This window comes from Cupriavidus sp. GW821-FHT02F09 (assembly GCF_059421605.1).
In genome coordinates this window covers 30,682-48,313 of record NZ_JBWKVH010000036.1, presented here as the reverse complement: position 1 = coordinate 48,313, position 17,632 = coordinate 30,682, and the positions used below count along the sequence as shown (strand labels likewise).

Annotated in this window: 19 protein-coding genes and 3 pseudogenes; 9 read left to right on the top strand and 13 right to left on the bottom strand. The window is 57.6% G+C overall.

Annotation, left to right across the window (positions count from 1 at the left end):
• Window positions 1-363: 363 nt before the first annotated feature.
• Window positions 364-1,143 carry a hypothetical protein gene (locus AC07XB_RS29350; RefSeq protein ID WP_492832168.1) on the top strand — a complete coding sequence of 260 codons (780 nt, stop codon included), beginning with the start codon at window positions 364-366 and terminating at the stop codon, window positions 1,141-1,143.
• A 219-nt stretch (window positions 1,144-1,362) separates the two neighbouring features.
• Here the strand turns inward: AC07XB_RS29350 and AC07XB_RS29345 are convergent.
• The 8 genes and pseudogenes from AC07XB_RS29345 to AC07XB_RS29310 all read right to left on the bottom strand — a co-directional run.
• A pseudogene (locus AC07XB_RS29345) lies at window positions 1,363-1,683 on the bottom strand (ISKra4-like element ISBte1 family transposase); the annotation flags it as partial.
• A gap of 1,464 nt (window positions 1,684-3,147) precedes the next feature.
• Window positions 3,148-3,666 carry a hypothetical protein gene (locus AC07XB_RS29340; protein WP_492832166.1) on the bottom strand — a complete coding sequence of 173 codons (519 nt, stop codon included), beginning with the start codon at window positions 3,664-3,666 and terminating at the stop codon, window positions 3,148-3,150.
• 173 nt (window positions 3,667-3,839) lie between these two features.
• Entirely contained in the window at window positions 3,840-4,541 is a 702-nt protein-coding gene (locus AC07XB_RS29335; RefSeq protein WP_492832164.1) for a hypothetical protein, read from the bottom strand.
• Window positions 4,538-5,293, bottom strand: a complete 756-nt coding sequence (locus tag AC07XB_RS29330; protein ID WP_492832162.1) for a hypothetical protein — start codon at window positions 5,291-5,293, stop codon at window positions 4,538-4,540. The genes AC07XB_RS29335 and AC07XB_RS29330 overlap by 4 nt, the downstream gene beginning before the upstream one ends.
• Window positions 5,294-5,438: 145 nt before the next feature.
• A complete protein-coding gene (locus AC07XB_RS29325) occupies window positions 5,439-5,693 on the bottom strand; it encodes an H-NS histone family protein (protein WP_492832160.1) in 255 nt (84 codons plus the stop codon).
• Between the two features lie 120 nt (window positions 5,694-5,813).
• A complete protein-coding gene (locus tag AC07XB_RS29320; protein ID WP_492832158.1) occupies window positions 5,814-6,119 on the bottom strand; it encodes an H-NS histone family protein in 306 nt (101 codons plus the stop codon).
• Window positions 6,120-6,314: 195 nt separating this feature from the next.
• The gene (locus AC07XB_RS29315) at window positions 6,315-6,569 is read right to left on the bottom strand and encodes a hypothetical protein (RefSeq protein ID WP_492832156.1); all 255 of its coding nucleotides are present in this window, start codon (window positions 6,567-6,569) and stop codon (window positions 6,315-6,317) included.
• A 4-nt stretch (window positions 6,570-6,573) separates the two neighbouring features.
• A pseudogene (locus AC07XB_RS29310) lies at window positions 6,574-7,170 on the bottom strand (Tn3 family transposase); the annotation flags it as partial.
• Here AC07XB_RS29310 and AC07XB_RS29305 point away from each other — a divergent pair.
• From AC07XB_RS29305 to AC07XB_RS29270, 8 genes and pseudogenes are all read left to right on the top strand, one after another.
• Window positions 7,165-7,801: pseudogene (locus AC07XB_RS29305) on the top strand (IS5 family transposase); the annotation flags it as partial. The pseudogenes AC07XB_RS29310 and AC07XB_RS29305 overlap by 6 nt on opposite strands.
• Before the next feature lie 211 nt (window positions 7,802-8,012).
• Window positions 8,013-8,210 (top strand): type II toxin-antitoxin system VapB family antitoxin, encoded by a 198-nt coding sequence (locus tag AC07XB_RS29300; RefSeq protein WP_150992784.1) that lies wholly within the window; start codon window positions 8,013-8,015, stop codon window positions 8,208-8,210.
• On the top strand, window positions 8,207-8,578 hold the full coding sequence (locus AC07XB_RS29295) for a type II toxin-antitoxin system VapC family toxin (RefSeq protein ID WP_492814780.1): 372 nt from the start codon (window positions 8,207-8,209) through the stop codon (window positions 8,576-8,578). The genes AC07XB_RS29300 and AC07XB_RS29295 overlap by 4 nt, the downstream gene beginning before the upstream one ends.
• 85 nt (window positions 8,579-8,663) lie before the next feature.
• Window positions 8,664-8,906, top strand: coding sequence for a hypothetical protein (locus AC07XB_RS29290; RefSeq protein ID WP_492832044.1), 243 nt, complete (start codon window positions 8,664-8,666; stop codon window positions 8,904-8,906).
• Window positions 8,907-8,949: 43 nt separating this feature from the next.
• The gene (locus AC07XB_RS29285; protein ID WP_492832046.1) at window positions 8,950-9,126 is read left to right on the top strand and encodes a hypothetical protein; all 177 of its coding nucleotides are present in this window, start codon (window positions 8,950-8,952) and stop codon (window positions 9,124-9,126) included.
• Window positions 9,127-9,138: 12 nt separating this feature from the next.
• Complete coding sequence (locus AC07XB_RS29280) at window positions 9,139-9,711, top strand: DUF4337 domain-containing protein (RefSeq protein WP_492832048.1); 573 nt, start codon at window positions 9,139-9,141, stop codon at window positions 9,709-9,711.
• 216 nt (window positions 9,712-9,927) lie between these two features.
• Window positions 9,928-10,554, top strand: a complete 627-nt coding sequence (locus AC07XB_RS29275; protein ID WP_045242046.1) for a PIN domain-containing protein — start codon at window positions 9,928-9,930, stop codon at window positions 10,552-10,554.
• Between the two features lie 583 nt (window positions 10,555-11,137).
• Window positions 11,138-11,416: a hypothetical protein gene (locus AC07XB_RS29270; RefSeq protein ID WP_492832050.1), complete on the top strand. Its 279-nt coding sequence runs from the start codon at window positions 11,138-11,140 to the stop codon at window positions 11,414-11,416.
• A gap of 355 nt (window positions 11,417-11,771) precedes the next feature.
• Here the strand turns inward: AC07XB_RS29270 and AC07XB_RS29265 are convergent, their stop codons facing one another.
• From AC07XB_RS29265 to AC07XB_RS29245, 5 genes are read right to left on the bottom strand one after another with little or no spacing between them, the layout of a single operon-like run.
• The gene (locus AC07XB_RS29265; protein ID WP_492832052.1) at window positions 11,772-12,866 is read right to left on the bottom strand and encodes a methyltransferase; all 1,095 of its coding nucleotides are present in this window, start codon (window positions 12,864-12,866) and stop codon (window positions 11,772-11,774) included.
• Complete coding sequence (locus tag AC07XB_RS29260; protein WP_492832054.1) at window positions 12,863-13,825, bottom strand: hypothetical protein; 963 nt, start codon at window positions 13,823-13,825, stop codon at window positions 12,863-12,865. The genes AC07XB_RS29265 and AC07XB_RS29260 overlap by 4 nt, the downstream gene beginning before the upstream one ends.
• Window positions 13,818-15,731: an ORC-CDC6 family AAA ATPase gene (locus tag AC07XB_RS29255; protein WP_492832056.1), complete on the bottom strand. Its 1,914-nt coding sequence runs from the start codon at window positions 15,729-15,731 to the stop codon at window positions 13,818-13,820. Before AC07XB_RS29255 ends, AC07XB_RS29260 begins: the two co-directional genes overlap by 8 nt.
• Window positions 15,701-16,627 (bottom strand): phosphoribosyltransferase-like protein, encoded by a 927-nt coding sequence (locus AC07XB_RS29250; protein WP_492832058.1) that lies wholly within the window; start codon window positions 16,625-16,627, stop codon window positions 15,701-15,703. The genes AC07XB_RS29255 and AC07XB_RS29250 overlap by 31 nt, the downstream gene beginning before the upstream one ends.
• A complete protein-coding gene (locus AC07XB_RS29245; RefSeq protein ID WP_492832060.1) occupies window positions 16,617-17,288 on the bottom strand; it encodes a dUTP diphosphatase in 672 nt (223 codons plus the stop codon). The genes AC07XB_RS29250 and AC07XB_RS29245 overlap by 11 nt, the downstream gene beginning before the upstream one ends.
• Window positions 17,289-17,632 lie beyond the last annotated feature (344 nt).

The window sequence follows — 17,632 nt, the reverse complement described above, 5'->3', positions numbered from 1 at the left end:
GCCATGCGGGTTTCCCGGCTGCCACCCAAGAAAAATGCCAATAAATCAGTAGGTTGCTGTCTCCCCGCTCCATTATTTTAATTGCTGCAATCAGCATATTATCGTTTGACCGTTGCGATCACCTCTCATTGCCGCTACCCTCCGCAGTCCGTCTCACGCGTGGGAGAAGCGCGAGGGAGCACTGGCTGTTGGCCTACCTCGGGATGCGACACATCCCACGGGAACTCGGCGAGTTCGAGAATGCCATGTTCTTCACCTACTCCCCCAAGGAAGGCGCACTGATTCAAACATAAGCGCCACCACGCATGCGAGCCGAGACTTCCGATGAAGTAGGATACGGGCGGTCAGGAATCTCTTGAGGTCATGATGCTTAACGCTCTCAGCTACAAAGAGCTTCGGCGGCTCTTGCCATCCATCGACGTGACTGTTCCGCCCAGGGGCGCAGGAAGAACTTCTGAGCATACGGAGCGATACGCCGTCGCGCGATTGCTGGCTTCTCTCCCGCGTTCCTCGCTCCAGTTCCCGCTTGAGCTGACGAAGGGCGAGCGTCCCGACTTCCAGCTGCGTCATGGGGAGTGCACCGTGGGAATCGAACACACGGAAGCAGTTCCCGCTAACAAGGCATGGGCGTACAGATTGAGAGCGCAGGGACACGGACCCGACGTCTACTTCTTGCAGCGTGCCACGGTGGGGGAGCGCGCGAAGAAGAAAGCCGATCTTATCAAGGAAATTCAACTGAACGATCCTGGCGCTGGCTGGCATGGTGATTCTGTCGAGCGAGATTGGGCTGCCGCCATTACTCACTTCGTTGAGAGAAAATGCGCGTCGGCAATGAAGCCTGAATTCACGAGGTTCGGCGAGAACTGGCTACTGATCTATGATAACTGGCCCGCTCCCGCGCTGGACCACATGACGGCTGTACCAATGCTTCGCCGCTATCTTGACGCCATCACACCCTGGGCAACCTTTTCGCGAATCTACATTCTGGATGAGTCGTCCTTGGTAGAAGTCGATGCGCAGGGTTTCTCTATCCACGAGGTGAGACACCCTCGGCGCGGGCCATCACAGGCAATCACGGTCGTTGGCGTGCTATTGTCAATCCTAACGGCCGTGCTCTTTGTACGTCGCCTGGCCTCTAAGTAAGCAGGTATTGCTCATACGAGTTAGCCCGCGTTAACCATCGACCGCCTGATGCAACGCCTGGCGGGGATCGAGGTCTCTGCCGTGGGCATGGTGCCGCGCGCTGACCAGCCGGTAGCGTTCGCCACGACGAGGCCGGTCGCCGTCCACATGGTAGCTCGCTTGCGGGATGGGGAGCGTCACTGGGGTGGCCTAGATTCGCCCCATATTGGAGACCGCGCCAAACAGGGGGCTGTTGTCCAGGTAGACGATGAACTCCTCGAGTTTGCCAATGAGTTTGGCTTCCTCGGGGCTTGCCTCAGCTTCCAGATCCCAGCCCAGGCTTTCCAATCGGCGCAACGCCAGATGGGGGCAGCCGTGCCGCAGGTGCCACTTGCCACCCTGCAGCGCCTTGATCAAGGCGGCGTTACTAGGGCCGTCGCAGTGTGCCGGCCTGCCCTTGATCATCTGTTCGAGGTTCTGTACCCGTATGGCGATGTGGAACCAATCGAGAACGTACTCACCGCGGTCACCAAAGCCGAGTTGGGCAAACCGTACGCTGTCGTCAGCGTGTTTGTACAACACCAGGGCCCCACCCCTGGTCGCATAGCGCACGCCCGGCAAGGTCGGTTTGGCGCTCGATGCAACAGCTGGGACGATCGGCAAGTTCGCCAGCCTTTGATTTTCCAGCGCGCGATTGTGCGCGAGTCGCGCCTCCAATGCCGCTTGCTCGCGCACCTGTTGCTGGTAACGCTCCTCGCATTCCGCCTCCAGCCTGCGGCGAAGTTCAGTCTCCTTCGCGTTCACCAGCCATTTCTTGCGATCGTCTTGGCCGAACAGCACGGCCGACAGTTGCCCAATCGTCGCCGGCCGGCGCCGCGTCAGGTCGATTTCGACCGCGGCGTGACCAAGCTCGCGCAGCCTGGCGAGCTTCGACTGATCCACCTTGTGGGTGACGGCAATTTCCACTAAGAGCTTGCGCTCGCCGAGCGACAGCACCACATCCGGACGCACGGTGAACAGCAGGTGCTCCAACGTGACGGATTGTGGATAGATAGTCCGCCCGGGCAGCGATGCCTGGGCCCGCACCGGTAGTCCTGGGGCTGGGCGCTCGACCACGACCTTGACGCCCGGAACGGCAAACTCGCCCTGCTGCGCAATGAGCTGCTTGGCCAGGCGGTGAAGCACAGTCTCCTGTGCCCAGCGACATTCGGCTCCGGAGTCATGCGCAAACGAGTGTGCCCGCACCGCACCCTGTCGGGCAATGAGTGATTCGCCGCAGGCTGGGCAAACGCACCCACATTGCTTGCCGTTGGGCACTGAATCGATGTGGTGCAACATCCCGCTCGCGGCCACAGCGAAGGTCAACACTGCCTCGGTTCCGGCGTGCAATGTCAACCAAGGTGGATACTCAATGTAGTCGCTCTGTGCGGCAATTCGGCGATCGCTTTCCAATGCGGTCTCCTGGTTGATCTGGCTTCCAGCGCAACGGCCCCGGTCCACCAACTCCAGCCCAAAACGACGGCAGATTGATGTGCCAGACTCCTTCATCCCGGCCAACCCTCATAGCATGCCGATCCCCGAACCATTTGGAATGCCTCTGCCGGACATATGCCTTCCATCAACGTTTCCACAATCAGATCTCGGTAACTATGGGCTTGTTGTCCGGACTGCGGTATTTGTGCTTTCCGTGCATTTTCTGGCGGGTTGCCCCCGAAAGGGCTAATTTATCAAGGACTTACAAATACTCCGGTCGCGGGAGACTCATTGCGCCGGAATGCTCTGCTACACGCCCTGGTACCGCCACCTTTTGCACGGAAAGTACGAATACCCCAGATAGGGGTCATTGTACTTTTTGTACAAAATCTGGCGGTTCTGCCCTGAAAACGCTTTCGAATCTGGTACTTGAAAAATCAGCGGGCACGCGGGGTCGGATAACCCGTGACGCCTTGCTGTAAGCGGCATTCCGGCTCGCCAGCGCCAGATTTCGCACAAAAAGTACGATGACCCCACTCTGCAGCGTGGGGCTCACACAGCCATGGTCAACTGCCAGTTATCGCAGTCCGTATCTGCACGTGAATGGTCACCGGTCGCGGTTAAATACAAACAGCTCGCGTCGTCGCCCAGTTCATCCCGGGGGATCCCAATCATGAGATGCTCGATCCAGTACCCGTCGGTCGAGAGCACCCACTGGTTCGCAGACAAGTCGATCGCTGTCACGTCCGGGCTTACAAAGCGCTTCGCTCGGAGAGAGCGAGTCAACGTGTGACGTTCCGGCATGGCCGCATGATCGACAGTGAATGGTGCGCCAGTCATGTTTGCCAAAGTGTGAACAGGCGTTAGCCAATCGATAGAGCCAGAAGAATCGACCTTGCCAACGCGGCAATCACCACACCCCAATGCCCACCCTGTGCCTAGATCATGTCGAAGCAAAAGAGCACTATAAGCGGCCACCTCCGATGGATAATCGGTTCTCAGCATACCCTGCGCACGTTCCATTGCCTGAACCAGAACGGTAGCATTGGGTTCCGCGAAGTCTGTGGCCATACTGAGTAGGTTTTCGATCCACAGGCGTCCGAACACAGCACCCTGTGGCCCCCGTTCGCTAGCGTCAACAACTATTGCAAGCGTGACCTGATTGCTATGGAGTAGTCCTCCGGCATCGCGGTTCTCCCTTCGGAAGAGGCCTTTTCTACTAGTCCATTCCCCATGTAGCGCCATCAGTTGACACTCCCGGCGATACGCTCGATGCGTTCCCAGATAAGCTTTTCCCGATCCGGGCTGCCGCAAGAAGCACTCTGCACGGCATAGTCAAAATCGGGATGCTCCAGTAGCTCTCGCAACTGTGCGCCGACGTATGCGAGGAGTTCGGCTGTTGCATGTTCCAATTCCTCCACCAGTTCGGACCTTCCGTCGAAGAGGCTCAAGATATCCTCCATGTCCTGGCTTCCCAGTGGGTCGTCATTTCCCCGCTGATGATAGGCCTCGAGTTTCGTGGCGACAAAGTACGGTGGCTGAACCAAGCGAATGGTGATCTGCTCGTCCAGTTCGACACTCTGCGCTGATCTAAGCGCGTCTGCGTACCATCGGTTAGTGAAGGTGAGCACTCTCGCATCGTCGGGCATGAAGTCCACGCGAAGCTCACCGAGTTTCATCGCACAGATCGGTCCGCTGCCAGAGACGTCATCACGGAATCCTCTCGTACGCAGTCGTTCCTGTAAGTCGGCCCACCCAACATGCCCAACAACGTGAACAATCAGGTCGACATCGTCGGTGTGCCTTACCTGTTCTCGGGAGAAATCGTCTGTCAGCAGGAGGCCTGTCGTGCAACCTCCCACAAATGCGACCTCGGTCAACATATCGCTGCCTATCGCCTTGGCGACTGCTGCAATCATCGCCTTATGGCGGTTGTACGTGTTCATGCAGCGTCCTTCAGCATAGCTATCAGCCGGTCGGCAGCAAAATTCCTCTCCCTCGGCTGTCCAATCCTGATAGCGTCAGTAAGTGCGAGTAGTGCATACAATCGCGGATCTGTCCGTACCGCTTTTGGAACCGAAGGAGCCAGTGGCGTCACCGCTTGACCCTTAGTATTGCCGCGAGCGTCCGGCCAGACAGGAACAAGCTCACCGGCTGTCATTATTTGACCTTCGAGCACCGGAGCCCCAAGTGAGGTTGCAATTCCGCGCGTCAGTTCTCCAAGCTGAACCGGAAAGACGTAGCGCAAACCATAGATGATCAGTTCACCCAAGGCTCTTGTGTTGGCGCGCGGCACTCCTTCCTTCCTATCAATTTTTGCTAAACCAACATCGAAACAGCGTTGTAGAGACAGGCTTACCTGTGACTTGCTGATCCCCGTTGACGCAGCTAATCCCCGGACACTGTACTCCGTGGTGTTGCTCAAATTCTCGGATTCGGGCTCGGAAGTCCCGTAATCTCCGGGAGAGTCGTGCCTTTCGGTTCCCTGACGCTCTGCTTCGGCAAATATGCTGGGGCGCTCTTGCAGATGGGATTCACTCCGATCGTCCCATTCCAGAATTTCGAGGGGGTCACTTCGTCGCGCCAGAGGTGAGACCTCCCAGTCTTGCCATTTTTCAGGTTGAACTCGAGCGTGCCCCCTACCGCTGGTTGCCAAGCTGACTAGCTTTAGCAGAAGCAAAATGTCTTGACTTTTCATCTCACCGCCTCGATGCCTGTCCCGTGTCCTAGGACGCGGGACAATCTTGATCGACGAATGAAGCGATGTCAAGAGCGCTGAGGTCCATGTTTGATAGCCTCCCCCAAGACCGAGCCCTCTGAAGAGGCTCGGAGAACCGAAGGCCCTAGCCGACCCGGTAAAACTCCACCGACTGCCCTGCATTGACCGCCCGCTTCAGCCAGGACGGCATCTCGCCCTGCCCGTCCCAGCTCAGCCCCTCGGCATTGCGGTAGCAGACCACGGGCGGCGGGGTGGTGGGGGGCGGGGGCAGCGGGTCGAAGCACCCCGCCGCCTTCAACTCATCCATCGTCAGCCCATAGTCGGCCATCTGGTCCTGGATCCAGCGGATCGCCTCCGTCCGCTCCTTGTCGGCTGTCATCGTTGTCGTCACTGCTCTCGCTGGCGCCACCCAGATCTGGGCCGCTGTCGGCACACCTTGTTCTTGAGCCTGCTTTTGAGGAATGGCCGGGTAATCGTCAAAAATCCGCCACACCTCCGGCTAACCATTTGATTTCAAATCGGAACTCCCCTTCGAGACGCGCCCCGCTATTCCCGCGATGGGCACCCGGAAATGTTCCGCGCTCTGCCCGGCATTGACCGCCCGCTGCAGCCAGTCCGGCATGCCGCAGCGGCCGTCCCCCCCCTGCCCGTGCGCGTTGCGGTAGCGCACCACACTAGACGTTGGGGGTGGAGGCGACTCGGCAAAGCAGCCGGCGGCCTGCAGGTCGGACAGGCTTAGCCCATGCAGGGCCATCTGGATGCGAATCCAGGTGATCGCTTCCGCGCGCTCGATTTCAATCGACATGATGCAGGTGAATAGATTTGAGGAGGAGCAGGATCTAGCGTCGCGCCGTCGTTCGGGAACATTGGACGTCAAGGTTGTTCCGGGGATTGCCGCTGCAAAGATTTGCGCCGGCAGGAGGACAAGGTAACCTATCTGCTTAAATTTTAATCAAATCTACAGATAGCGCAGTGGACAAATCCCCGCCCCCTCCCCTCCTCAGGCCGGCCCCGGCTTGAACTTGAACTTGGTTTTGGTCGCTGGCACCTGACGCCTGGGGGTCACCATGCGGCGCGCCGCGGTGGTCTCGGCTTGCGCGCGCTCGGCCCGCCGCAGCGCCGATGCCAGTTCGGCCCGCAGCCCTTCTTGCGCTGCCTCCCCTTGTCCGAGCGCCTGCTCTGCCTCCGCCAGTTGCCGGCTGAGCGTGTCGCGCTCGGCCTGCAACCGCGCCCGTGCCTCCCAGCTAATACACATGATCCACTATGGGAGCAAGCTCTTTGGCCATCTCCACACCCCGTGGCAGATAGAGCTTGCGCTCCGACAAGTTGCGTAGCCGCGGGCATAGATCGAAGCCGAGCAGCTTCGATACGGCCATCCCCACGTTCGTATACCCATGCGTATCAACGGCAAGCGCGAGCAGGCCGCCATCTTCTCGCGTGTCGTTGTGGCGCACTGTCCCTTCAATTGAGACCCCCGCCTGGCGCTCGTTAAGGACGATGGGCTGGTTGTAAACGATGCCGTGCTGGTCTAGGACGTGCGTGTAGATACCGACTGCATGGGTGCGCCTGCGCGGATCGACACGAGCGTAAAACAGATGGGGTGAAGTATCCAGGCTCATCGAGTCGCTCGAGGCTCGCTGCCCAGTTCCCCACAACTCTGTGATGGGGTGCGTACGTTGAAACTCAACCACGCGCGCGTTGGCGCGCGACAGCCGGCCCGACATCTCGAGCACACGCATTGTGTTCGAAATCGCCGCAGCATCGACTTGTTGAATCATGGCGGCAACGCCTTTTGCATCGATCTCGGTGCCGTGTGCCATCAGCGCACCATAGAGCGAGACAAGTTCGTTGGCATCGCCTGGAACCTACTGCCGCAAGAGTTGCGGCTGTGGCTCGGGTACCGCATGCTGGCGGCGGCTGGTTGCATGGCAGGGGGCTGGCGTCTGGCAACGCATCCACGAGACACTACTGTCCGAATTGCGCCGTCGCGGCCAACTCGACATGGCGCGCGCCATTGTCGACAGCTCCTCGGTTCGCGCCATGCTGGCGGGAAAAAACTGGCCCGAACCCAACGGACCGGCGCAAGCTCGGCAGCAAGCATCACCTCATCGTCGACGCCCAAGGCATCCCGCTCGCGGTCATCCTGAGCGGCGCTAACTGCAACGACATCACGCAACTCGATACGCCGGTCGAGGCGATCCCCCCATTCGCGGAATGCGAGGGCGCCCTCTGCGCAAGCCGAAAATCGTCCAAGGCGACCGGGGCTACAGCTCTGAGCCACACCGACAGCGCTTGCGCAAGCGCGGCATCACGCCCGTGCTTGCCAAAATCGGCTCGCCTCACGGCAGTGGACTTGGCAAAACGCGCTGGGTCGTGGAGCGCTCGATTGCTTGGCTTCACTCGTTCAGGCGCCTGAAGATTCGATACGATTACCCCCTTTGGCGCATCCGGGAGACCGCGCCAAACCGGGGGGTAACTAAGCAGTAAGGCGGTGGTATTCCTCTCCGGCGATGGAGGGATAGCATCGTTCAACATACGACGGGAGCCGGCGCGCGTTTGAGGTGGCTCATTGGCCTCTCAGCGCTTGTCCGGTCGTTTGCCCCCGTTTGGGCGCGCTCTCCAACTACGAGATGACGGAATGCACTATTATAAGCATCAACCGATGCTATAATTTGTGCTGATACTTACGGAGGTTCCCATGCGTACGACTATTGCGCTTGATGACGACTTGATCGCCAAGGCTCAAGCCTATACGGGCCTGGAGGAAAAAACGGCACTTGTGCGCGAAGCACTAAAGGCCTTGATCCAGCGTGAAGCCGCGAAACGACTCGCGAATCTTGGCGGTAGCCAACCGGGCATCAAGGGGGCGCCGCGTCGCCGGCAGGTCGTCGAATGATTCTTGTCGACACGTCGGTCTGGATTGACCACATCAACGCTTCTGATCCTATGCTGATTAGCCTGCTTGCCGAGGAGCGTGTGCTGGCTCATCCATATGTGATAGGCGAGATTTCGCTCGGTAGTCTGCGTGACCGTGACGTCGTGCTTGGCGCGTTGCTCGATCTGCCGCGCGCGCTAGTTGCAACGCCGGAGGAGACCTTTTATCTGATCGAGCGCGAAGGTTTGTTCAATCGTGGAATCGGATATGTCGACACGTCACTGTTGGCGTCCGCGCGCCTACAACCAGGCATCACCATCTGGACGCGCGACAAGCGATTGAAGAAAGTTGCCGATGAACTCAATCTTGGCGCGGTGCTCGCGCACTAGATAACGGAAAGGTGATCGCCGTGATGGAGTAGCTGGCGCCCCAGCAGACGGATGTGCGGCAGTGATCGACTAGAAAGGACGAACGATGAGTCTGCAGACTTCATCTGCGCCGCTTGATGCCGCCTCCAAGGCGATTCTTGCCAAGTTGGTTAGCAACGGCTGGAACAAGGCTGGTGTTCAATATGTTACGGACGAGAACGTCGTTTCGGCGGCCGAGTTTGCATACCTGCTGAAGCACAGTGCGGTAGAGCTGCGTACTGAGAATGGGATGATGTTCGCTCCCATTCTCAACAGGTATGCCAAGCCGGCATTTGGTCCTGAGGTTTGAAAGATTGGATTCCAACTGAACATCGATCTCATGTAGGAAAAGCATGAAAATTCTTGCACATAGCCATACGTCTATTGTGGACCAGGTAGCCGGCGCCGTGGTACGCAGCGCGACCAACCACACGGTCGGCGCTCTGATGCGTGGTCACGGTTTGGTAGGCGTCATTGTCATCGCCATCGTGCTCATTTTGGGCGTTTGGGCCGTCAAGCAGCTGTTTTGAAGCGGAATAGCAATGTCAGAGGGATTTCACGTACACGGTGTCCACGACCACGCGATTGAGCACGCGGCGGAAATCGGTCATGCCGACAGTTTTTCGGGACGTATTGCGGTGATGACAGCGATCCTGTCGACGGCTGGCGCGGTTTTCGGCTATCAGGGCGGGGCGACCCAAAACGAAGCGCTGCTTCTGAAGAATGAGGCAGCTATTCACAAGACCGAGGCAGCCAACCAATGGGCCTACTACCAAGCGAAGGGACAGAAGCAAGCGATTGCTGAACTGATGGCACAGCTGCCCGGCGTGGATCAAGCCGCCGCCAATCGGGAGGCGCTGCGCTACGGGGCGGAGAAGGAGCAAATCCGGCAGAAGGCAGAGGCGCAAGAGCGAGCGGCTAGGGACGCTGACGAGGCCAGTGAGAATGCTGTCCACCATCATCACCGTTGGGCACAAGCCGTCGTAGCAGTTCAGGTTTCTATAGCCTTGGCGGCAATCACGCTGCTCACGCGGCGCCGATGGTTGCAGGTGGCATCGTACGGGGTAGGTGCGATTGGCGGTGTGCTGGCTGTCCTTTCAATGCTCCACATCTAGGAAAAGATGAAAGCGACAAGCAAACAGCGCGGCTGGATTGTCCGCAGCGGAGAGACGACTATCTCTGCCCAAAGGATGGCGACGTTGGCTACACGGCTAACTTGGTCGATGCCGGAACGTTCGACACCGAAGAGGAAGCCATGGACGCCGGCCGCGATCACTGCGATCCTGGATTTGTGGTGATCCGTGACCCGCGCTAACGAAACGGACAGAAAGATGCCCGGCCCGATCATTCTCGTCGACATGGAGAACATCCAGCAGCTCGCACCGGCTGCGGTGCCTGGGGGAGCCCGCCTGATTGTCTTCGCCGGCGCCAGCCAAAAGTCCATTTCTCTGGATCTGGTGATCGCTGGCCAGGCACTTGAGCCGCCGGCACAATGGATCCGAGCCAGCGGCAGCGGTCGCAATGCACTGGATTTCCACATCGCCTTCGAGCTGGGACGACTTGCCGAGCGTGGCGAGCGCGGCCCCGTTTTCGTCCTGTCGAAGGACAAGGGTTACGACCCGCTCATTGTTCATATCGCCAGCGGCGGCATGCCTTGCAAGCGGATTGAATCGCTTTCGGAAGTCCCACCGCCTGCGAAGACGAAGAACAGTGTTTCCGTGCAAGCCTCTGATGGCATTGATATTGGCGCGGCCTTCGCCGCGACTATCAAGGTACGCGAGATCTTGGGCCGGTCACCAAAGACAGCACGGCCGGGCAAGCGCGCGACCTTGGTCAAGCATCTCAAGGCGATGGAGCACTTGAAGCTGAAGGACAAGGATATCTCAGGTGTCATTGACGAGATGCTTGCCACGAAGCTGATTGTAGAGGCCAAGGGCAAGCTCTCGTACAATTTCTGATCAAAGAAGGCATCTGCGAAAAATGCGCTGCCCGCTGGCGTAGCGAAGGTGCTCAAGCGCCTGCACTATCCGCTGGACGTAACCGGCCACATACGTGCCGACCGTGATTCCGGAGTTAAATGGAACCAGGGCTGGCGCGCGGGATGGACCGTTAGCGTCACACACGGAGCGTGAACTGCAGACTGCTTAGGTTTGCTGCGAGATCAGGACTCCATACACCGCCGGGCGCGCGTCGCCTCGTCAGAATCCGCAGCGGCTTCGGAAACAGGTCGATTCTGCAGGCGTTTGTGCATGGCCTCGCATCGGATCAACATCGTTGCCGCGGGATCCTCTTCACCGCCGGCAATGCCAGCCTCGGCAGCGACCCGCAGATATACTTGCCGGGAGGCAACGGCGACGATCACAAGGATGGCGCCGACGCCGACGGCTCGGACTGCAATTTGGAGGTATTGCCCCATGACTAAATTGGACCGTATAGCAGGAGGTGATTGGCAGTGAGACTACACGAGGATGTCTCAGGACGGTGCCACGCCGTTGCGGGATTGACACAATCCGGTTCGCCGCGGCGGGTCGGATTGCGCCGTTGCGTGACAACCCATGGCGGGTGCTGAAGATAATGTCCCGAAAATCGATCACGGCCTTACCGAACGGCCGCTACTGGGCCACGCCCCACGCGCCCTTCCCGCTGGACGGCCCAAACGGCCATGAGGAGGTTTTTCCCGGCGCCCAATGCATCAGCGACGGCAAATGGGCCATGTTCTATAAGGACGGGGTAGAAGTATGGGCGTGCAATGCCGTGTATGCTGCCGCCCATTTCGACTTTGCACCGGTTCCCACCAACCGCTCGCCGGCGGACAACTGAGGGTCGGACCGTTCCCCAGGCCGTGGAGTACGTTTCGCCCCTTCCCAACAGCCTAGACATCCATTTTTCGCAGACCGGGCGTTATGTCAAATGACTGCACAACCTAATGATCGTGCCGCCTGTTTGCTTTTCGCTCTTCTGGCGTGCGATGCGTTCCTAGTCTAGGCCGGCGTCACCAGACAGAGACACATTGCGTAGTGCTCTTCCCACGCGCGCAAGCATGAGCGAGAGGCTCAGCGGAATGCCTGCCGAACAGTTCTCCCTCGATCATGCTGACATGCCAGCCGGCTCAAGGGAGCATGCGCACACAATGCGGACTTCTGGTTCCCTTATCCGAGTCCGGGAAACAGAGCTTTCATGCCGGCACCAGATCAGGGCAAGTACGGCGATCGGGATCAACCTGAGGGGCAGCACTTCTCAACACTGACGCGAGAATTTTTGAAGCTCGCTCGACGGTAATATACGGCGCCCCGGTTCCCCTGAACCCGGCTGCGAACGTTGGCCACGCCTCGATAATTTTCCGCCTTAACGTATCGGCCGCAGATGTGCTGGGACACTGGACGGCAAGGACGCAGTCCGAAAGGACAACCCTGCGTTCATCGGCGAGAATACACAACTTCTCGGGCGTCACCAGGCCGACGCGCGGGAAGAGCAACGCCGGCCCTTCTAACACCTTCCCATCGACTGTCTCACGAGACTCCAGCACCGCGCCGGCCTTCAAATGCGTCGTATGCACGATCGGTGCTGCCGCAGAGGCTCTCGATCTCCTTCGCGAGTGCATTTGACAAGAGCCTCTGATGACCGGGAGCTCGCCTTCCTCGCCGCTTTCCGGGATCCCTTCCGGCGCGACGCTTGCAGTCCTTGTCATTCTCACCAGGCAGGTTCGAGCGCGCACACCGGTAAATGCAAAGTGCGAATTATCCCGGATAATTTCCAGCTTGAAGGCACGCCGCATTTCCGCCCAGATTTCGCGATCCTGCGTACTGACCAGAGAGCCATCTGGCAACACGGCAAGCAGCACACCACCAGGGCTCAGATAAGGCACACTCCTTGCGACAAACGCCGTGGCAATGCTTGCGTAAAAATCTTTTTCAAAAAGGCGAACGGAATAGACCTTCTTATCCCGGCGCGAAAACGGCGGATTAATGACAATGAGGTCGACCTCGCCAAAATGATGCCTTAAGGACGACGAACGGACTGAATTTGCGTTCAGAAAATCGGCGCACGCATATCGCCAATTGGGGCGATCCTTGCGCAGCGTCGATATCTCATGCCGGGAGATATCATTGGCCAGCATCGTGGCACCGGGCCAGCGCCTCTCAGCAGCAAACAGAAGACTACCCTCCCCGCAGGCAAAATCCGCGATCAAGCCGGGGCGTCGACGAAAGGGCGCGAATGATAGCAACGTATCCGCGAGGTCGGGTGAGGTATAGAAGCTGTCTCTTATCATTTCGTCGGAATCGAAATCACCGCCCCAGAGCCGGCGGTAATAGCCCCGACATGATAAACCAACAGGCGATCCGATCCATCGGATCTTCCAGGCTTGCGAATCGGATTATCGTAGATCAACTCAATGCGATTGGATGATGTCAGCGCAAACATGACGGCACCAAGTGCATGGGGCTTGGTGCCAATCATCGCGACCTTCAGTAACGTCAACGGATTCTTTTGGGCTAATTGTTGCAGCAGATAAAAGCAGCTAAACGGACAGTTTGCGGGCGCATACTGTACATGCTGCCATGCGTCGGTCTCCTCCAAAGCGGCCCGGTTACCACTATAGGTTTCAAAAACGTACCAAGGCTTGAACCCCGGCAGACCGATGATGGGTACGACCTTACCTTGGCTTGGCTGCACGTGCTCTATAGCGTGCCGGAATCGGGCGCCTTCGAATCCTAACAAGGGAACGAACAAGGACTCGTCGGAATGCGCAATGGTCGCGAATCCGGGCATCGGCGCGATGCCGGCGATTCGCGAACTCAGATCATAAATTTGGCCTTCCAGCGGTGCACTGCTCCGCTTGTAGCGATTCGGCTCCACATAGACGACCCGAACCTCCAGCCGTGACGCAATCGCACTCCGAATGAGGGCCGCCCACGTCGGGTGGCTCAGACCAGTAATGTCGATATAGACGACTCTGCCCGCGCCGAATGGTCGCATCAGCGAGGCCAGCGAAGTACTACCTCGCAGGAAGTATGTCGCAGCGTTCCCAACAATTTGAAATCCTGCGTCGGATTCGGACTCAATCTCAATGAATTCGACGTCCGCGCACGCAGTTCGCCACTGATTGGTGTGACTGCTACGGTCCTCACTACTAACTCGATAAATGTACGCGCTACCGCTGGCAGGACGAAATTGCCCGACCGTCTCGAACGTGTCCGTCAGGATCGGCTCGCGTCTCACATCACGCATAGTATTCGCCAAAGAGCTCAAGTTGATCGGGGAGCGACTCCTGCCCGCCGCGGTTATTGCCCTTGAGCGCCGCCTCGATACCTTCGCGGGGACGCTCAACCAGATTCAACAACTGTGCACTCGACAGAAGGATTTTTCGCTTCTTTCGATGGCTGAAGACAAAGAACGGCGCAAAAATCGGGTGAATCATATAGTCGTAAGCCCTCGTGTCGCGCTCGTCCAGCAGCTTGCTGCCTGCGTACCGCACTAAGGCCAAGTGCATAACCGCGTGCTTCAGCAGCGCTATAGCCTTGTCATCGGCATTGTCGGGCGCGATATCCTCGCGAAGGTGGAACTGGTTTGCTTCGGGAGTATGGCCCCCTGGAGATTCCGCAAGCACCCCAAACACTCGTCCCAAGCTCAGCAACAGCTTGGTCAGCCGCGCACCGTCAACGCTGAGCCCTTCCAGTTCGGACAGATTCTTGCGTCCGACTGCCTGTGCCGCGAGCGTTTGCGTTGCTGGGTCAATCGGTGCGAAGGGACTCTCCCCTGCTTCGATATGCATGCGAAAGGCGGAGTGGACCAGTTCGAGCAAATACCGGATATTTCCCTCACACAACGAGAGAAAGACTTCCCAGCCGCAATAATACTTTCGTATCCCCCGTTTCCCACGTCGTATTGCGAACAGTGACGCGTAAAAATGATTATCGAACCTGGCCCGGACTGACGTCTCGCCTGCGAGCCAGGATCGAATCTCATCCTCCAACTTCCCGTCAGGATGAGACTGCACCCAATAATCCAAGAAATATTGCACCGCCAATGGCAGGCTGCTTGCCTCTTTTCGCAGACTTTCCGGTGCTGCTTGTTCGAACCGGGTACGGATCCTTTGTGCCTCGCCCTTATCAAGCAGTCGCTCGGCTTCTTCGACTTCGCTTAGCCTGGGCAGGAGTTCATTGATCGAAAAATCGATGGCATGTGCATCACTCGCTTCGGCAAAGCGCGCAGCCAGCACGCTCTCGGCGAAGGACTTGAATCTGGCGTTATCCAACCGCTCGGAAATCGATATTCGCGCGTAATCCGCTGGCGAGGTGAGCTGCTCATTGGCGTTGAGTGTGGCGCGCTCACGCCAACCCAACTCCCTCACGCCGATCTTGAAGGTATAGTCGGCGGGAGAATGTTTGATGATGGTATTTAGTACCCGCTGCTGGTAGTCCTCAAGGTTCTCGAATTCATCAATGAGGAAGAAGAACTGCCTGCCCTTCAGCTCAGGGCTCGACAACAGGGCCTGAGCGAGCGCATCAACCGGTGCGCCCTGCATTGACAGGCGCTGCGCCGGGGCGTCGACAATACTGTTGATCGAGGCTTCAAATTGAAGCACTTGCAATCGGAGCTCGTGGGCGAGATCAGCCAGACTCCCTTCTGACTTCAAACCGAGTGTCGCCCTGAATGCCGATAGGTCGTTCGCAGAGAGGGTCAACAATCTCCCCGTCTGAAGTTCATACCAGCTGGCAAACTCCATCAACTGGCTGCAGAAGAGCAGATTCAAATAATGGGCGAAGTACGCCCGCCAACGGTCCTCGCTGATCTCGGGACCCCGGAATGCCGTTACTCTGTTGGTATTTACCCTGTGATACAAGCCAAAAAACTTCCAGTCGTCGATGACGTCCTTATTGTTATTGGCAAAAGCGAATTGCCCTTGGTAGGACAATCCTTGCAGAACGGTGGTTTTGCCAGTGCCTCGACCTCCGATCAGGACGCAGGGGCGTGAAGTCTGTAGCTCTGAAAAATACCCGGGCTCGGTGAACAACTCGAAAAGCTTCCCGCTCAGCCATTCGGCCTTGTAGAGGCCAAGGATACCGCTCAGCTTGTTAATTCGCTCTTGATCGTCATTACTCATCATGCCGCCGCCTTTAATAGTGGCTTCCATCTCCCGTTATCGAGAGTGAAAATGGGGAGGATCGCATCAGGCCACCCGTGCGAAAACGCAAGCGCCAGCCCGAGTTTCCGGTACCCTCGCCAACAGCCCTCCTGTCCATCCCTGTCCGGGATGCCGGCTTGGCTGCTGACGCGTTGGATAAACTCTGGACCAGCCTGCCGCATATCCTCACGCCAAATCACTGAATTGTTTGACAATGCACTATAGCTTTCTGGCAGCACATGTGCCGGAACCATCTTTACCAGCGGACAATTGCGTGCGACATGGTCACGACCGAGTTCCGTAGCCACCAGTGGGCAATAATAGAAGCCGACGGAATTAGCGCCGATAACGTTCACGGTAGACTTGAAGGAAGCATAGGCGTACCCCGAGAGCCGGTGAACCTTCTCCCACGTATGCTCAAACTGCTCCCCGGACCCGACAAAGTCATCCACGAAGACGACATTTCCCCTCGGCGCCTTTTTTAGCCTTTCCAATGCCTGGGGTGGGGAAAGTATCTGGGATTCGTCAATACCTAGGACGTCGCGGGCGTGACGCGTAAAGATGTATCCACTATCCGCATCACTACTTCGATGACCCTCAACTCGAACAATAATCAGAGAATCAATGAATTGCCCCCATTGGGCACTGGCAGAAAAATAGTTTCCTTTGTTTTCAACGACAATCTGCGAAAGATTTTGGAAAGCTCCCCGGAACATTGCCTCCACAATATCCGAGGAGAAAAAGGTAAAACCCTCCAACAATCGAATGGCAAACGGCTTGTCTTCCAGAGCGAAATTTTCCAACCAGCCACGGGGATCGAACCGTGTGCTGCGCGGCCATAGCTGAGTGTTGACGAAAAATTTCCAATTTTCAATAAGACTGCGAGGCAAGACCTCATCTGACAATGGACACCTCCGAATATTTCTTGGCGAGACTCGCATATAGCTCACGAGAAAACGAAGCTGGATCCTTTTCGATTGAGGCGGAGATCTCGACTAACCATTCATTATCTTCGCGACCGTCCCAAATTTTCTGATATTCGCCGCTTTTGTAACCGTGCTCTTGCCTGAAAGTGTTCAACACGTTTTTCCCTACGTACAACTCGTACAGGGTGATTTCATCCAGGCCGCAGGAATCCGCCAGACGGAAGAACGTCTCCAGGTCGAACTGCTTGCTCTCGAGCACCTTGAGCGCAAACCCCTCAATCATGGATTGCCTGGAAATGCAACCTGGATTAACCGGGCTCGCGTTGGCAAACCCCACATACGCTTCGAGCGCTTGCGACACCGCTGCGTTCGCATCTCCGTGAGCCTGCAAAAGTTCGCTCAATCCGAAATGAAAAATGTCTACAAGTTCCAAATGGATTTGCGGCATGTCCAGGTGCTGCTTCTTCCACCATTTCCATCCCACGTGGTCGAGCAATTCGGCGCACTCGGTCCAGATCGCTCGATACCACGGGTTCGCTGCGGCCCTCCAGGCGGGATTTATCTTGCGGTTCATACCGTCTTGCAACGTCAGCATCGACAGCAGCCTTCCTCGCAGCAGGGATAGACGATCAGCTTCCATGTGATCCCTCGTTAATGGTTCAGGCGCATTCTAAGCTGCCGGAATCTGCACCGCTAGACCGCTTGTCTCCTTGACATTCACGGCCTAACGACGATACCCCCCTCCGACCACCAAACGCGTCAAAAGAAGCAATCTTGGTAGAGGGGCTCCAGCAAGCGGTTTGGGAGCTAGGAGGGGGCCGGTCCGTCCCAGTTTGTCTTCCTCGGGCGGTGGTAACGAGGCCGAGCAGAGCATCCCGCGGCCTCACGCTCTTCCATCGACCGCCAATATTTTGAGGGTCCGCCGGGATTCGCAAGTATGCGAAGCTTCACATATTTGCGAATAGCGGCCAATCTTGACTTACC

Coding starts and splice junctions, on each gene's coding strand:
- AC07XB_RS29350 (WP_492832168.1), top strand. CDS start 364: ATGATGCTTAACGCTCTCAGCTACAAAGAGCTTCGGCGGCTCTTGCCA.
- AC07XB_RS29340 (WP_492832166.1), bottom strand. CDS start 3,666: ATGGCCACAGACTTCGCGGAACCCAATGCTACCGTTCTGGTTCAGGCA.
- AC07XB_RS29335 (WP_492832164.1), bottom strand. CDS start 4,541: ATGAACACGTACAACCGCCATAAGGCGATGATTGCAGCAGTCGCCAAG.
- AC07XB_RS29330 (WP_492832162.1), bottom strand. CDS start 5,293: ATGAAAAGTCAAGACATTTTGCTTCTGCTAAAGCTAGTCAGCTTGGCA.
- AC07XB_RS29325 (WP_492832160.1), bottom strand. CDS start 5,693: ATGACAGCCGACAAGGAGCGGACGGAGGCGATCCGCTGGATCCAGGAC.
- AC07XB_RS29320 (WP_492832158.1), bottom strand. CDS start 6,119: ATGTCGATTGAAATCGAGCGCGCGGAAGCGATCACCTGGATTCGCATC.
- AC07XB_RS29315 (WP_492832156.1), bottom strand. CDS start 6,569: ATGTGTATTAGCTGGGAGGCACGGGCGCGGTTGCAGGCCGAGCGCGAC.
- AC07XB_RS29300 (WP_150992784.1), top strand. CDS start 8,013: ATGCGTACGACTATTGCGCTTGATGACGACTTGATCGCCAAGGCTCAA.
- AC07XB_RS29295 (WP_492814780.1), top strand. CDS start 8,207: ATGATTCTTGTCGACACGTCGGTCTGGATTGACCACATCAACGCTTCT.
- AC07XB_RS29290 (WP_492832044.1), top strand. CDS start 8,664: ATGAGTCTGCAGACTTCATCTGCGCCGCTTGATGCCGCCTCCAAGGCG.
- AC07XB_RS29285 (WP_492832046.1), top strand. CDS start 8,950: ATGAAAATTCTTGCACATAGCCATACGTCTATTGTGGACCAGGTAGCC.
- AC07XB_RS29280 (WP_492832048.1), top strand. CDS start 9,139: ATGTCAGAGGGATTTCACGTACACGGTGTCCACGACCACGCGATTGAG.
- AC07XB_RS29275 (WP_045242046.1), top strand. CDS start 9,928: ATGCCCGGCCCGATCATTCTCGTCGACATGGAGAACATCCAGCAGCTC.
- AC07XB_RS29265 (WP_492832052.1), bottom strand. CDS start 12,866: ATGATAAGAGACAGCTTCTATACCTCACCCGACCTCGCGGATACGTTG.
- AC07XB_RS29260 (WP_492832054.1), bottom strand. CDS start 13,825: ATGCGTGATGTGAGACGCGAGCCGATCCTGACGGACACGTTCGAGACG.
- AC07XB_RS29255 (WP_492832056.1), bottom strand. CDS start 15,731: ATGGAAGCCACTATTAAAGGCGGCGGCATGATGAGTAATGACGATCAA.
- AC07XB_RS29245 (WP_492832060.1), bottom strand. CDS start 17,288: ATGGAAGCTGATCGTCTATCCCTGCTGCGAGGAAGGCTGCTGTCGATG.